Below are 15,451 nucleotides of genomic sequence, written 5' to 3' on the forward strand. Positions count from 1 at the left end.
GGCGGGCTTCGTTGCAATGCTACGCCACGCGGGAGAGAGATTTTGACACAGAAAAGCGCGGGTGGCGCAGGGGGCATGCGAATCAACCGGCGTGCCTTGATGGCGGGATCGGCGCAGGCGGCGCTGCACGGTTTGCTGCCGGTCCGGGCGCGCGCGGCATCGGCGCGGATCGAGGGGCTGATCGCGCGGATGACGATCGCGGAGAAGGCGGGACAGCTCAGCTGCTTCAACGACGAGATCCGTCCGGTCGGCGCGGTGTTCAATCCGGTGGTCGATCCGCGCGGCGCCGATGCGATGCTCGCCGATATCACCGCCGGTCGGGTGGGGATGTTGTTCAACGGCTATGGCGTGGCTGGCGCGCGCAAGGCGCAGGCCGCGGCGCTACGGAGCCGGCTCGGCATCCCGCTGATCTTCGCGGCCGACGTGATACATGGCTGTCGCACCGTCTTCCCGACCCCGTTGGCCGAGGCGGCGGCGTTCGATCCCGCGCTGTCCGAGCGCGCGGCACGGGCGGTGGCGGAGGAGGCCAGCGCCGGCGGACTGCACTGGACCTTCGCGCCGGTGGTCGATGTCGCGCGCGACCAGCGCTGGGGGCGGGTGGCCGAGGGGGCGGGCGAGGATGTGCTGCTCAACCGCCAGCTTGCCGCCGCGCGAGTGCGCGGTTTCCAGGGGAAGGATCTGCGCCGGGCGGACAGCCTGCTCGCGACGCCCAAGCATTTCGCCGGCTATTCGGCGGTGCGCGGCGGCATGGAATATGCTGCGGTCGACATGAGCCTGGCCGAGCTGCGTGAGACCTATCTCCCGCCCTTTGCCGCCGGGTTCGGCGCGGGTGCGCTGGCGACGATCGCGTCGTTCACCGACTTCAATGGCGTGCCGGCAACCGCCAATCGCTGGCTGCTCACCGATGTGCTGCGTGGCGAGCTGGGTTTCGCGGGCGTCTGCGTCTCCGACTATGACGCCGATCGCGAACTGATCGCGCACGGCGTTGCCGCGGACGAGGCGGATGCGGCGCGGCTGGCGATCCTGGCGGGCGTCGATGTCTCGATGCAGAGCGGGCTCTACAACAAATATCTCCCGGCGCTGGTCGAGAACGGCAAGGTGCCGATGGCGCGGGTGGACGAGGCGGTGCGGCGGGTGCTGGCGCTCAAGGAAACGCTGGGCCTGTTCGACGATCCCTTCCGCTCGCTCGATGCCGTCGCCGAGAAGAAGCGGACTGCGACGCCTGCGATCAAGGCGATTGCGCGGGAAGTGGCGACGCGCTCGATCGTGCTGCTGCGGAACGCGGGAGATCTGCTGCCGCTGCCGGTGAAGGGGAAGAAGATCGCGCTGATCGGCCCGTTCGGGGCGGACAAGGCGAACCTCAATGGACCCTGGTCCTTTGCCGGCGATGCTGGGGACGGGATCGACCTGGCGACCGGCATCCGCGCGATGCTCGCCGATCCCGCAGCGCTGGCGGTGGAGGCGGGGAGCGGGATCCACGAACCGCTCGCCGGAGGTGTCGCGCGGGCGGTGGCGGCGGCCAAGGCGGCGGATGTGGTGTTGCTCGCGATCGGCGAGGCGGGCGAGATGTCGGGTGAGGGCAACAGCCGGGTTGAGATCACTGTGCCGGCGGCGCAGCAGGCGTTGGCCGAAGCGGTTTCGAACACGGGCAAGCCGGTGGTGGTGCTGCTGCGCCACGGGCGTGCGCTGGCGCTGGAAGGGGCGGTGCGCGATGCGCCGGCGATCCTCTGCACCTGGTTCCTCGGCGAGCAGACCGGGCCGGCAGTGGCGGATGTCCTGTTCGGGGTGCGTGAGACGACCGGGCGGCTGCCGGTCAGCTTCCCGCTCGCCACCGGGCAGCAGCCCTGGTCCTATGATCGGCGCAGCACCGGGCGGCCGGCGGGAGACGCTGATCCGATGGAGCCGGGCCGCAGCCATTGGCGCGATGCGCCGGACCGGGCGCTGTTCCCGTTCGGCAGCGGGCAGGGCTATACGCGCTTCGCTTTGGCCGAGCTGCAGGCCCCGGCACGGGTGGCGAAGGGCGAGGCGGTGCAGGTCCGCGTTGCCGTCACCAATGCCGGGCTCCGGCGCGGCGCGGCGTTCGTGCGGGCTGATGTGCATGATCGTGTCGCCAGCCGGACCCGGCCGGTGCGGCAGATGAAGGCCTATGCCCGGATCACGCTCGATCCCGGCGAGCGGCGGGTGGTGACCTTGGCCATTCCCTATGGCGAGTTGGCGCTGGTCGCGGCGGACGGGCAGTGGCGGGCCGAGCCGGGGGTGTTCGACCTTTGGGTGAGCGCCGGGGGCGAGGAACTCCACAGCCAATTCGAGGCCCTGTGAAGCAGGCGTTGAAATGCATTGCATGATCTGCTTGGCTGCGCCGGACAAAGCGACGAGAGAGGATCATCCATGAAGCGCGCAGCCTGGGCGGTACCCGCCCTGATCACCAGCTACGCCCTGCTCGGGCTGCTGATGAACAGCGTCGGCACCGTGATCCTCCAGTCGATCGCGCATTACGGCGTCACCAAGACCCATGCCGCGACGCTCGAGGCGTGCAAGGACCTGTCGGTGGTGGTCGCCTCGTTCCTGTTCGCGACCACGCTCCCGCGCTTCGGTTTCCGCCGCGCACAGATCGGGGTGATGCTGGCGGTGGCGGCCGGGGCGGTGGCGATCAGCTTCGCCAACAGCTTCTGGGCGATGCAGCTGTTCTTCGTGCTGGTCGGCCTGTGCTTCGGCATCGCCAAGGTGGCGACCTACAGCTCGATCGGGCTGGTTCGCCCGGATCCCGCCCGCCACGCCAGCCTGACCTCGCTGATCGAAGGCGTGTTCATGGTCGGCATCCTCGCCGGCATCTGGCTGTTCGGCTGGTTCATCGGCCAGGACACGACCGGGCAGGGCTGGCTGGGCGTCTACCGGGTGGTCGCGGTGCTGGCGGTGCTGGCAGCGATCCTGTGGTGGTTCGCCGATCTCGACGAGAGCGGCGCCCGCGCCGTCGAAGGCCAGGCGGCCGGCGGCTACCGCGATGCGCTGGCGCTGCTGGTGCTGCCCTCGACCATCGCCTTCCTCACCGCGATCTTCCTCTATGTGCTGATCGAGCAGGGCGTCGGCACCTGGCTGCCGACCTTCAACAACCAGGTGCTCCACCTGCCCGGCGCGATGAGCGTGCAGGCGTCGAGCATCTTCATCGCCGCGCTTGCGGTGGGGCGGCTGAGCGCGAGCGGGCTGGTCGCCCGGCTCGGTTGGCTCAGGCTGCTGCTCGGCTGCCTGAGCCAACTCGCGGCGCTGGTGCTGCTCACCCTGCCGACCACCCAGGGGCTGCAGCCGCGCGCGGAGATGGGCTGGTTCGACGCGCCGATCGCCGCGTACATCTTCCCGCTGATCGGCGTGTTCATGGCGCCGATCTACCCGATCGTCTCCTCGGTGGTGCTGAGCGCGCTGCCGCGTGAAAGGCACGCCGCGATGGTCGGGCTGATGGTGATCTTCTCGGCGCTGGGCGGCACGATCGGATCGTTCATCACCGGCTTCACCTTCGACCGCTTCTCGGGCCAGACCGCCTTCTACCTGGTGCTGGTGCCGCTGGTGCTGATTGCGCTCGCACTGGTGCGGCTCGAGCGCCTGACGCGGAAGATTTAGGCGCTACCTGTTCCCCGGCGGAAGCCGGGGAACAGGGTTGGAATGCTTCTGGAAAAGATGGTTCCCCGGAGAAGGCCGGGCCTGGCAAGCGGCGCGCTACTGGGCCCTCGCCGGGGAACTAGGTCCGCCATCCCCGGGGTGTGGGGGAAGGGATGGCGGGAGGGAGCCGTCAGGCCGAGTAGGCGGCCAGGTCGAAGTCGGCGATCGCCGGGATGATCCAGTCGGCTTTGGGGAGCGCGGCCGGGGTGCCGACCCCGACGGCCTTCATGCCGGCGGCATGGATCGCCTCGACCCCCGCGGGAGCATCCTCGACGCCGAGCATCTCGGCGGGAGCGGCGCCCAGCGCCCGGGCGGCGGCAAGGAAGATGTCTGGCGCGGGCTTGCCGGCGGCGAGGCTGGCGGGGTCGATGATCGTGTCGAACAGGTCGGCCACCTGCATCCGTGCGACCAGCAACGGCGCGTTGCGGCTGGCCGAGGCGAGGGCGATGCGCAGTCCGGCGGCGCGGCACTGCTCCAGCGCCTCGCGGGCGCCGGGGAACAGGTCCGCAGGCCCGAAATGGGCGATCTCCTGGAGATACCAGTCGTTCTTCTGCGCAGCGAGGCGGAGGCGCTTGGTCTCGCCATAGCCGGGACGGTCGCCGAGGATCAGCGCCAGGCTGCCCATCCGGTCTACCCCCTTTAGCGCTTCGTTCGCTTCCTCGTCGAAGCGGATGCCAAGACTGTCGGCAAGCTTCTTCCAGGCGCGGTAATGCGCACGGGCGGTGTCGGTCAGCACCCCGTCCAGGTCGAAGGCGACACCCTTGAGGTTCATGCCAGCAGGCCCGTCCAGCTCTCGCCGGGAGCGAGGGCGATCTCGGCATCGTGGTGGCCGATCACGATCGCGGGCCCCGAGACGGCGCTATAGGTGATCTGCTCGCCCGCCACTTCGACGCGCACCAGCGTGCCGCGCCAGTTGAGGCCGAAGCTGTAGCCGGGCCAGGCGGCCGGACGGGTCGGGCGGAAGCGGAGCTGCGGGCCATAGGGGCGGAAACCCGCGAACCCCCAGACCAGTGCCAGCCAGGAGCCGGCAAGCGCGGCCATATGGACGCCGTGGCCGGTATTGCCGTGACGATCGTCGATATCGACCAGGCTGGTCTCGGCGAAGAAATCGAGCGCCTGTGCCTCGTGCCCGACCTCACTGGCGAGGATCGCGAAGGTGGAAGCGGAGAGGGTGGAATCGTGCGTGGTGATCGGCTCGTAATGGTCGAACACCCGGCGCTTGCGCTCCGCCGAGACCTCCTCGCCGCCCAGCACCATGGCGAGGACGATATCCGCCTGCTTCGAGACCTGATGCCGGTAGAGCGTCATCGGGTGGTAGTTGAGCAGCAGCGGGAAGTCCGATGCGGGCGTGCCGGCAACGTCCCAGCGCGGCTTGTCGAGGAAGCTCGCATCCTGCGCATCGAGGTTGCGTTCGGCATCGAACGGCAAATGCATCGCATCGGCGACGCGCGTGAACTCCGCCAGTTCCTCGGCGCCGAGCTGCATCTCGGCGGCGAGCCAACCCCAGGCTTCCGGATCGAGCGCGGAGACCCGGTCGGCGGCCGAGATGGCGAGGCGCAGATGCTTCTGGGCCATCCGGTTGGTGTACCAGTTATCGTCAATCAGCGCGGTATATTCGTCCGGGCCGGTGACGCCGCGCAGGTGGAACTTGCCATCCGCCCAATCGCCCAGCGCCAGCCAGATCCGTGCGGTCTCGACGAGCATGCGCACGCCGTGCTCGACCAGGAAAGCATCGTCGCCGGTCGCATCGACATAGGCGCCGATCGCGAAGGCGATGGCCGCATTGATGTGATATTGCGCCGATCCGCTCGGATAATGGGCCGAGCATTCGCGGCCCTCGATCGTCCGCCAGGCGTATAGCGCGCCCTGCTTGTGGTCGAGCGCGCGGGCATTGGCGAAGGCCGCATCGAGCGTGCCGGCGCGGTACACCAGCATCGCCCGGGCGATCTCCGGCGCCAGTACCGAGAGCACCGGCAGCATGAACGCTTCGGTGTCCCAGAAATAATGGCCCTCATAGCCTTCGCCGGTCAGGCCCTTGGCGGCGGCGCTCGAGCGGCCGTCGCGGCCCGCAGAGGCGAAGAGGTGGAACAGGTTGGCGCGCAGCGTCGCGGCAAGGCGCGGCTCTCCGGCGATGGAAAGGTCGGCGGCGGCCCAGAAGCGGTCGAGCAAGGCGGCCTGGGTAGCGGCGGCGGCGACGAAGCCGTCGGCCAGCGCGGTGCCGGCCAGCGCGCCGGCATCGGCGACCAGTGTCTCGGAAGCGTCGCGGCCTGCCGCGAAGCCGGTGGCGACCAGCAGCCAGCCATCTTCCTCGCCAATCCGCTGAACCGCGGCGACACCGATGCCGCTGCCGGGCAGCCGCTCGACGATCTGTTCATCGGTTGCCTGTTCGGTCTCGAACCCGCGCGAGGCAAGATTCACGCCGATGCGCGGGTCGTCCGACTGCGCGGCGCCGCTGGGAGCGGGGGCGAGGCGGGGGTGGAGGGTGACGTCGGCCTCCCCGTCGATCTCGGCCTGGAAACGGCGGAGCAGCAGGGTGCTGCCATCGAGCGGCACGATCCGCTCGCTGCGGATGCGCAGCAGCCGTCCATCGGGAAAGGACCAGCGCGTCTCGCGGCGGAGCATGCCGGCGCGCAGGTCGAGCGTGCGGCGGGTGGCCGAGCGGAGGGCGCTGAAATCGATTGCTTCGCCGTCCAGCCGGACCTCGAGGCCGAGCCCCTCGGCAACGGGGACGCGCGAATCGGAGGTGGCGGCAAAGCCCTTCAGCTTTTCGTGATAATGGATCGGCGCCTGTTCATAGGCATGGGCAAGGAAGGTCGTCGCCTCGGCGCGCTCCTCGATGGCGCCGCGCACACCCAGTGCGCCGTTCGAGAGAGCGAGAATCGTCGCGGCCCAGCCTTCGCGGGCGGGGTCGTCGCCGATCACATCGAGCGACCAGCCGTCCTCCGCGAAGAGCACACCATCGTCCGCGCCGTTCAATACTCGAGCCAACACCCGCTCCCCAACTCTTATCGAGTGGTGCGATACAGGGTCTTTGATATCGTTTTCAAGGATAAAGGACCGGTTGGTGTTTCCAGTTTCGGATGACGAGGGAGAGTTGGGCCGCCGCCGGTCAGGTATCCCGAACCACGATCTCCGTCGGCAGCGTGGTCGAGCGCGCGCGGCCGCCATCGACTTGCTGCATCAGCTTCTCGACGAGCAGTGCGCCGGCCACGTCGGTCTTCTGGTTGATCGTGGTGATCGCAGGGCTGAAATGCGCTGCAGGCGGGATGTTGTTGTAGCCGACCAGCGAATAATCGGTGGGGGCGGCGAGGCCGCGTTCCTTGAACGCACCGATCACCGCCATCGCGGCGGTGTCCGAAAAGGCGAACACCGCATCGGGCAGGCGGCCCGCGGCGAGATAGGCAGTCACCGTATCGGCGGTGGCGTGGAAGGCCATCGAGGCGATCGGCAGGAAATCGACGGTGACGTCGTCCTGCTCCTTCGCCGCCGCGCACAGGCCCTCATAGCGGAGGCGCAGCTCCTCATGCCGGATGTCGCCGACGAACAGCCAGTGCTTGCGCTTCTTCGCCAGGAAATGCCGCCCGGCCAGCTCGCCGCCCAGGAAATTGTCGCTGCCGATCGCACAATAGCCGGCATCGGGGGCGACCGCCCCCCAGACGACCAGCGGCACATCGGCGCGGCCCAGCTCGCGCAGCATCGCGTCCCGCGTGCCCTGGCCGAGCACGATGAACCCGTCGGCGCCGCGTGCCTGGTAGAAATCGCGAAAGGCGCGGACGTCCTCGAGCCCGGGCGGGGAAAGGAGGAGATCCTGGTTGCGGATCGACAGCGCCTCGGACACCCCGGCGAGCAGCTCGAAGATGAAGGGATCGCCGATCGCGCCATGCCGGTGCGAGCCGAAATCAAGCATCACCGCCACGGTATTGGTGCGGGTGTGGCGCAGCTTGGCGGCGTTGCGGTTGACCGCATAGCCATGCGCCTGCGCCACTGCCATCACGCGCTCGCGCGTCTCCTCGGTCACCAGCGGGCTGCCGTTCAGCACGCGTGAGACGGTGGGCGTGGAGACCTGCGCCAGCCGCGCGATGTCCTGCATCGTCAGGCGGGCACCGGGCTTGGGGCGCTGTTCGTTCTTGCTTGCCGATTTCTTCGTCATTGCCGCCACTATGGCGTGGAATCGACAGGCATCAACTGCTCAAGCGCAACATGCGGACCGGATTGCGGAAGAACCTGCTGGCGCGTGCCTCGTTTTGACGAAGGGGCGGAGCATTCACAAGATAACGGCGTGCACCGCAGGCAGGTGAATGCGCCCGTCCGGCCCGCGATGCTTGGAGAAATTGGGCATCAGGAAATATACCTAAGCTATCTCGTGGAAGTGATGAGGGTGGATTGCAAAGTATTTCCCTGTATGATCCAGGTTAAGATCGGTTCGAGGGAAGATATGTCTGTATCTGCTCTTTCGTGGTCTGGTGCTTTGTGACCGGACCGGACGTGCCTCAAGTGGCAGCGGATGCCGACTTTCTTGTCTGAGCGGGCATGGCGTCACCGCCGCGGGAGGCGGTCAGGCGGGGATCGATGCCATGCAGCACGCATCGCGGAAGGGCGAGGGTTTCGATGTCATCATCACCGACCTGGGCATGCCGCATGTCGACGGCAACCAGGTCGCGCGTACGGCCAAGGCGATATTCCCCGACACCCCGGTGATCCTGCTGACGGGATGGGGGCGCCGGATGGCGACGGACGACCAGGCGCCCGCCCATGTCGATTTCGTCCTGTCCAAGCCGGTCGACCTGGACCAGCTCCGGGGGATATTCGCCGGGCTTGATTGAGCAGTTCTCCAAACTCAGACTGTCACATTCGCCGCCTAACGGAATGCCGACTCGCCGCCCGGCGGGATCGAGTTGCACCCAGCAGGGATGGCCGATGCACGCGATTGACCGCGAACGGACGCGATGGTTCCTGCGCAACATCCTGCCGCATGAACCGGCGCTGCGCAGCTGGCTTGCCCGGCGCCAGCCGATCGGCCTCGATGTCGACGACATCATCCAGGAATCCTATGCGATCCTGGTCGATCTCGACGGGATCGACGGCATCCGCAATCCGCGCGCCTATCTGTTCCAGGTCGCCCGTTCAGTAATCACCCGCCATGTCCGCCGCGCCCGGGTCGTGTCGATCCACACCGTGGAGGATCTCGGCGAGCTGGATATGGCGGATGATCGCCCATCCCCCGAACAGGTTTCGATCGATCGCGACGAACTGGGGCGGCTGGCCCAGGCGATCGGGGCGATGCCGGCGAAGACGCAGCAGGCCTTCATGCTGCGCCGGGTGGACGGACTGTCCCAGCGCGAGATCGCCGCGCGCATGGCGATTTCGGAGAATACGGTCGAGAAGCATATCTCGCGGGGGCTTCGTTTCCTGATCGATTGGTTTGGCCATGGCGGAAAAGCTCTGGCAAAAGCCTCTAGGGAAAGGGAAATGGAGAGTAGCGCTTTTGACGATCGAGCGAGAAACCAGTCGATCCATTGACGAGCAAGCCGCCGACTGGATCGCCAGGCTCGATCGGGGGCTATCGGAAGCGGAATCGCAGGCGCTGAACGACTGGCTGGCCGGCGATCCCCGCCGGCGCGGCGCGATGCTGCGCGCCAATGCCCTGGGGATGCTGAGCGAGTCCGCCCGAGCATTGGGCCCGCAGTTCGACCCGAAGCAGTTTGCCGTGCCCGAACCCGCACCGCAGCCGCGCACCCGGCGCGTCACGCGACGATCGATGCTCGCGATGATCGGTACGGGAGGCGCGATCGCGGCGTCGGTCGTGGCACTGGGGATCAGCCTGCCAGCCGCCGCGATCACCACCGAACTGGGGGAGGTCCGCCTCGTCACGCTCGAGGATGGATCGACGATGATGCTCAACACGCAGACCAGCGTGAAGGTGCACTACGGGCCCCGCGAGCGCAGCGTCGAGCTGCTCTACGGCGAAGCCTTCTTCACCGTTCTCGCCGACCCGGGCCGCCCCTTTTTCGTCGAGCTGCCCGGCAAAAGGGTTCGCGCTACGCGCGGCACCTTCCGCGTGCGCAAGCTCGAGGGCAAGCCGGTCGATATCCTGGCCGATCAGGGCGGGCTCGCGTTGGTGGCGGCAAGCGCCTCTGCGCCGTTGCAGCTTCCCCAGGGCAGCCGGCTGGTATTCCCGTTGGAAAGTCCGATCGGGCAGCTGCCCATCCCGCAAGCGATCGCGCCGGACCTCGTCTCGCGCGAGCTTGTCTGGCGTGAAGGCAAGATCGCCTTTGAGGGGGAGGCGCTGATCGACGCCGCCGCCGAGTTCGCGCGCTACAGCAAGGTCCGCATCGAGATCCGCGATCCTTCGCTGGCGCGCGAACCCGTTGCCGGACTGTTCGCAGCCAGCGATCCGATCGGCTTCAGCCGCGCGGTTGCCAGCCTGTTCGGAGCGCGGATCGAGCAGAGCGGCAACACGGTGGTGCTCAGCCGAACCCAGGGACGTCCCTAAATTTAGCGCCGGAATGGCGGAACTTTCTCCGCCAGGTCTCTCAGCCACCAAAGGGTGCGGCGCCCGCCGCACGGATTGGGGGTCCCAGAACCATGTTTTCCCGGAATGCCATTCTCTCGACCACGGCGATCCTTGCCGCATGCACGGCAACGGCGCCGGCTTTCGCGCAGGTCCGCAGCTTCGACATTCCCGCACAGACCGCGGTCAAGGCCATTCCGGAATTCGCCCGCCAGGCGCAGATCCAGGTCATCGCGTCGGCCCGTGACCTGGCCGGTGTGCGCACGCCGGCGATCAAGGGGGCCATGGATGTGCGGCAGGCCCTGCATCGCCTGATTGCCGGCACCGCGCTGGAGATCGCCAGCGACGATGGCCAGGTCATCACGCTGCGCTCGCGCCGGGCGCCCGGCCACAATGCCGCCCAGGTGAGCGGGCGGGGTACGGTTGCCGGCCAGGTCGCCAACACGACGAGCGGCGACTATCTGCGCGCCGCGATCGTCGAGCTGGTCGCTGCCAACGGGGAACGCCGTTCGGCCACCTCGGGCGAAGGCGGCGCCTATCGCTTCAACGACGTGCCGGCCGGGCCGGCCAGGGTGTCGGTCCATTTCACCGGCTATGCGACCGAGGAAGCGGACGTGCAGGTCCAGCCGCGCAAGACCGCGAAGCTCGACTTCAGCCTGAGCGAGAGCGGGGCGGACGGCGAGCAGGCGAGCAACCGCATCGTCGTGAACGGCGCGCGCGAGGACTATGCGCAGGAGATCATGCAGCAGCGCAAGTCGATGAACATCGTCGATGTGCTGTCGACCGATGCCTATGGCGACATCGCCGGCGGCAATCCGGCCGAGTTCCTGAAATTCATGCCGGGCATCGATGTGGACGGCACCAATGGCAGCTCGCTCTACGCCTTCCTGCGCGGCCTGCCGGCGGAATATACCCGCACCCAGCTGAACGGCATGGACGTGGTGTCGGCCAATGCCAATGCGCCGTCGGGCTATGCCAATTCGGCGGCCGCCGCGCGGATCTTCAGCTATGAATCGATCTCGATGTCGGCGATCGATTCCGTGACGGTCTACAAGACTGTCAGCGCCGACAACAATGCCGATGCCCCGGCCGGCATCATCGATCTGCGTACCAAGCATGCCTATGACCGGAAGAAGCAGGCGCTGGTAATCTCGGTCGGCGGCTTCAGCCACGAGAACATGCTCGACGGCACCATCCACACCGGCCCCGATCCGCGCGGCTACGGGAAGGATCGCTTCCTGCCCGAGGCATCGTTCTTCTACGCCAACAGCTTCTTCAACCGGCGGCTCGGCGTGATGCTCTCGCTGGGCTACAACAACAGCTATATCGAGCGCGAGCAGCTCACCATGAGCCGCAACTATGTGCCGACCGCCAAGAGCCCTGATCCGCTCGCCTTCACGTCGATGGAGTTCGAGACCTCGGCGCGCCAGACGACGCGGCGCACCGCCTCGACGGTGATCGACTTCAAGGTGGACGACCGGCTGACCGTGTCGCTGCTCGGCATCGCCTATCGCGGCAATGTCTATCAGAACCAGTCCGACGCGACCTTCACCACCGGCGCCCGCACCAATGGCGTGAGCGGCGATATCCTCAGCGACTATACGACGCTGAACCCGGCCACGACCAAGACCTTCCAGGCGGCGAACTCCACCCAGTACAAGGTCAACAAGGGCAATATCATCGCGCCGAGCTTCGAGTGGAACCGCGGCAACCTGCATCTCGACGGCTATTTCGCCTATTCGGATTCCAGGTCCTATTATGACTCGCCGCACATGGGGCAGGTCACCTCGTTCATCCCGACGGTGACCTCGACCGGCAACTTCTCGGCGGTGAAGGGCAGCTCGAGCCTGGCCTATACCGATTGGGACATCACCCAGGTGAGCGGGCCGGACTGGAGCAAGACGGGCTCCTATACTCTCTCCGCCGCGCCGCAGATCCGCACCACCAGCGGCGCCAATGCCTTTATCTACGAGAAGTCGGGCGGGCTGAACGCCAGCTATGACGCGCAGTTCGGCAATGTGCCGATCACCTTCAAGGCGGGCTTCAAGGTCACCGACACGGTCTATCGCTTCGGCGATACCTCGGGCGACAATCTCTACACCTATACCGGCGGCCTCTCGAACGCGGCGTTCCTCGCGGCGGTGACCGGCCCCTACACCCGCACCTCGTGGGACAAGAGCAACGCCAGCTTCACCTCGATCTCGGGCTCGTCCTATGTGCCGATGATCGACATGAGCAAGCTCTACGAGATGTACGCCACCCATCCGGACGAGTGGACGCACACGCTCACCGCCGCGAACTACGCCGCGGCCAATTATTCGAACAACACGCGGTTCCAGGAGAACATCAAGGCCGCCTATGGCATGGCGACCGCGCAGATCGGCAAGCTCAAGCTGCGTGCCGGCCTGCGTGCCGAATGGACAGCCAACACCAGCTGGGGCTGGTCGCCGCTCTCGGCCACCGACGTTAAGGCAGCGACGGTGAACGGCGTGAAGTGCGCGGTCACCGCCTCGACCGGGATCGCCACCACCATTCCCTGTGTCGACTATCAGTTCCGGACCAACGGTTATCAGGCGATCAAGGGCGACTATTTCAAGCTCTATCCGAGCGCCTCGGCCAAGTTCACCTTCGCCCGCAGCACCGATGCCGAAGTGGGATATAGCCGCACCATCCTGCGCCCGGGCCTCAACGCGATCGCCGGCAGCGCCAGCGTTGACGATGCCGACAAGGTGATCTCGGTGCCCAATCCAGGCCTGACCCCGGCGATGTCGGACAATATCTCGGTCCGGCTCTCGCACTATTTCAAGTCGGTCGGCCTGTTCACCGCGGGCTTCTACTACAACCGCATCGACGGCCTGGCCGACCTGCAGGAGGGGCTGAGCGCCGCGGAGGTGGGCAGCGCGGCCGGCGGCTATGCCGACGACCCGTCCTATGCCGACTATACCTACACCACCTATCGCCAGCTCGGCGTGGTGAGCATCAAGGGGATCGAGGTCTCGTTCCAGCATGCGCTGAGCTGGCTGCCCGCGCCGTTCGACGGGCTGTCGGTACGCGGCGGCTTCATGCACAACGAGCCGAGCGAGCCGATCACCCGTGTCGGCAAGAACATCGGATCGGCGGCGCTGATGTACGAGAAGGGGCCGGTGAAGCTCTTCGTCAACATGCTGTGGAACGACGACAAATACCGCTCCACCACGCCGAGCTGGTTCCAGGCGCGCACCGATCTGAGCGTGTCGGGCCGGATCAAGCTGGTGAAGCATTGGGAGGCCTATTTCTCGGTGAACAACCTGCTCAGCCAGCCCTACAACGTGATCGTGCCGGGCACGCTTGCCACCAGCGCGAGCAGCTTCCCGAACCACAGCGCCATCTTCGTCCAGAACGGCCGCACCGGCACGTTCGGCATCCGCGCACGCTTCTAGGGCGCGCGTACTCCTTTCATCGCAACCAGCGGAACCTTCCCATGGCAGATACCCCGATCTTAACCCGCCGCCGCCTGATCGCCGATGCAGCGCAGCTCGCCTCGCTCGCCGCCGCCACCACGCTGATGCCGCCAAACGTGCAGAAGGCGCTGGCGCAGGCGCCGAACCGCGCCGGATCGATCAAGGACATCAAGCATGTGGTGATGCTGATGCAGGAGAACCGCTCCTTCGATCACTATTTCGGCACGCTCTCCGGCGTGCGCGGCTTCGGCGATCCCGATGCGCTGAAGCTGCCGGACGGCAGGAGCGTGTTCCACCAGCCGGACGCCGAGAACCCGGCCGGCTACCTGCTGCCCTTCCACCTCGATACCGCGACCACCAACGCGCAGAAGCTGCCCTCGACCAGCCATGCCTGGAAGGTGCAGCACCAGGCATGGAACGGAGGCAGGATGGACCAGTGGCTGCCGGCGCACCGCGCGGCGGACGGCACCGATGGGCCCTACACCATGGGCTATTTCAAGCGCGAGGACATCCCGTTCCACTATGCGCTGGCCGAGGCGTTCACGATCTGCGACGCCTATCACTGCTCGGTGATGGGGCCGACCTGGCCGAACCGGCTCTACTGGATGACCGGCATGATCGACACCGAGGCGACCGGTGGCGGCCCGGTGATCAGCAACAAGGCCCCGCCCGAGGGCTTCCGCTGGACCACCTATGCCGAGCGGCTCGAGGCGGCGGGCGTGCCGTGGCGGGTCTATCAATATGGCGAGCAGGGCAAGCGCGCACACAATCTGTTCAAGTATTTCGCCCAGTTCCGGGGAGCGCCGGCGGGCTCGCCGCTGGCGGTGAAGGGCATGCCCGACACCGACGAGGGCGCCTTCGCGCAGGACGTGCTGCACGACCGCTTGCCCGCCGTCTCCTGGATCATGCCGAGCGCCGAGGCGAACGAGCACCCCGAACACATGCCGGCGGCCGGCGCCAAGTTCATCGCCGACCGGCTGAACGAGCTCGCCGCCAATCCAGAAGTCTGGGCCAAGACCGTCTTCATCCTCAACTATGACGAGAATGACGGGCTGTTCGATCACGTGGCGCCGCCGGTGCCCGCGCCGGGCACGCCGCAGGAGTTCGTCAACGGCCTGCCGATCGGCGGCGGCTTCCGCGTGCCTTGCATCCTGATCTCGCCCTGGACGGCGGGTGGCTGGGTGTGCAGCCAGCCCTTCGACCATACCTCGGTGCTCCAGTTCTGCGAGCAGGTGACCGGCGTGCGCGAGCCCAATATCAGCGCATGGCGCCGCCAGGCATTCGGCGACCTGACCGCGGCATTCCGCTTCCAGCAGTCCGCGACCAGATTTCCGCCGCTGCCCGGCACCCAGGCGATGCTTGACCGCGCGACCTATGCGGCGGCCAACCTGCCCAATCCGCCGGTGCCGGGCGCGGAACAGCAGCTACCGGTGCAGGAGAAGGGCACGCGCAAGCGAATCAAGTGAGGTGCCTGCATTTGCACCTGCTGCTTCCGGGCGTGGTGGCGTTGCTGTCCGCAGCGGCGCTGCCCCGGCCTGCCGTCGGGGAGCGCGGGCGCTCGGTCTATCTCGCCCGCTGCGCCGATTGCCACGGCCGCAGCTTCGAAGGCGTCGAGGAAGCCCCGGCGCTGACCGGGGCGCGGTTCGAAGCGAAGTGGCGCGGCCAGACGGTGAGGCTCTACGAGAAGATCCGGCGCTCGATGCCACAGGACGACCCCGGATCGCTTTCACAGGCCGACGCTGCGGACCTCGTCGCGCTAGTCTCCGCGGCCAACCATGGCCGGCTCGCGACGACCGGGGCGGGCAACTAGCTGCAGAACGAACTCACTTTGACTCGGATATTGCCGTTG

11 protein-coding genes are annotated in these 15,451 nt (G+C 67.2%); 8 read left to right on the plus strand and 3 right to left on the minus strand.

The features are described from left to right. Positions 1–75 precede the first annotated feature (75 nt). Both AC1RJ5_RS21540 and AC1RJ5_RS21545 read left to right on the plus strand, forming a co-directional pair. Complete coding sequence (locus AC1RJ5_RS21540) at positions 76–2,319, plus strand: glycoside hydrolase family 3 N-terminal domain-containing protein (RefSeq protein ID WP_493115633.1); 2,244 nt, start codon at positions 76–78, stop codon at positions 2,317–2,319. 69 nt (positions 2,320–2,388) lie between these two features. Further along, positions 2,389–3,612, plus strand: a complete 1,224-nt coding sequence (locus tag AC1RJ5_RS21545; RefSeq protein ID WP_493115635.1) for an MFS transporter — start codon at positions 2,389–2,391, stop codon at positions 3,610–3,612. Positions 3,613–3,781: 169 nt separating this feature from the next. On the opposite strand, the gene pgmB is transcribed toward AC1RJ5_RS21545, so the two are convergent. The 3 genes from pgmB to AC1RJ5_RS21560 form a co-directional block, all read right to left on the minus strand. Next, positions 3,782–4,423 carry a beta-phosphoglucomutase gene (gene pgmB / locus AC1RJ5_RS21550; RefSeq protein ID WP_269575938.1) on the minus strand — a complete coding sequence of 214 codons (642 nt, stop codon included), beginning with the start codon at positions 4,421–4,423 and terminating at the stop codon, positions 3,782–3,784. After that, positions 4,420–6,639, minus strand: a complete 2,220-nt coding sequence (locus AC1RJ5_RS21555) for a glycoside hydrolase family 65 protein (RefSeq protein ID WP_493115637.1) — start codon at positions 6,637–6,639, stop codon at positions 4,420–4,422. Before AC1RJ5_RS21555 ends, pgmB begins: the two co-directional genes overlap by 4 nt. Before the next feature lie 121 nt (positions 6,640–6,760). Then, positions 6,761–7,801, minus strand: coding sequence for a LacI family DNA-binding transcriptional regulator (locus AC1RJ5_RS21560; protein WP_342249879.1), 1,041 nt, complete (start codon positions 7,799–7,801; stop codon positions 6,761–6,763). Positions 7,802–8,114: 313 nt separating this feature from the next. Here AC1RJ5_RS21560 and AC1RJ5_RS21565 point away from each other — a divergent pair, with 313 nt between their 5' ends. The 6 genes from AC1RJ5_RS21565 (at position 8,115) to AC1RJ5_RS21590 (ending at position 15,412) form a co-directional block, all read left to right on the plus strand. Then, positions 8,115–8,474, plus strand: a complete 360-nt coding sequence (locus tag AC1RJ5_RS21565; RefSeq protein ID WP_342249880.1) for a response regulator — start codon at positions 8,115–8,117, stop codon at positions 8,472–8,474. A gap of 94 nt (positions 8,475–8,568) precedes the next feature. Continuing rightward, complete coding sequence (locus tag AC1RJ5_RS21570; RefSeq protein WP_493115640.1) at positions 8,569–9,171, plus strand: RNA polymerase sigma factor; 603 nt, start codon at positions 8,569–8,571, stop codon at positions 9,169–9,171. Continuing rightward, the gene (locus AC1RJ5_RS21575; protein WP_342249881.1) at positions 9,137–10,144 is read left to right on the plus strand and encodes a FecR family protein; all 1,008 of its coding nucleotides are present in this window, start codon (positions 9,137–9,139) and stop codon (positions 10,142–10,144) included. The genes AC1RJ5_RS21570 and AC1RJ5_RS21575 overlap by 35 nt, the downstream gene beginning before the upstream one ends. 92 nt (positions 10,145–10,236) lie before the next feature. Next, entirely contained in the window at positions 10,237–13,581 is a 3,345-nt protein-coding gene (locus AC1RJ5_RS21580) for an outer membrane beta-barrel protein (RefSeq protein ID WP_493115642.1), read from the plus strand. A 41-nt stretch (positions 13,582–13,622) separates the two neighbouring features. Further along, entirely contained in the window at positions 13,623–15,068 is a 1,446-nt protein-coding gene (locus AC1RJ5_RS21585) for an alkaline phosphatase family protein (protein WP_342249883.1), read from the plus strand. 11 nt (positions 15,069–15,079) lie between these two features. After that, positions 15,080–15,412, plus strand: a complete 333-nt coding sequence (locus AC1RJ5_RS21590; RefSeq protein WP_493115645.1) for a c-type cytochrome — start codon at positions 15,080–15,082, stop codon at positions 15,410–15,412. Positions 15,413–15,451 lie beyond the last annotated feature (39 nt).

The sequence above is a fragment of the Sphingomonas sp. GW822-FHT03G08 genome (assembly GCF_058801135.1).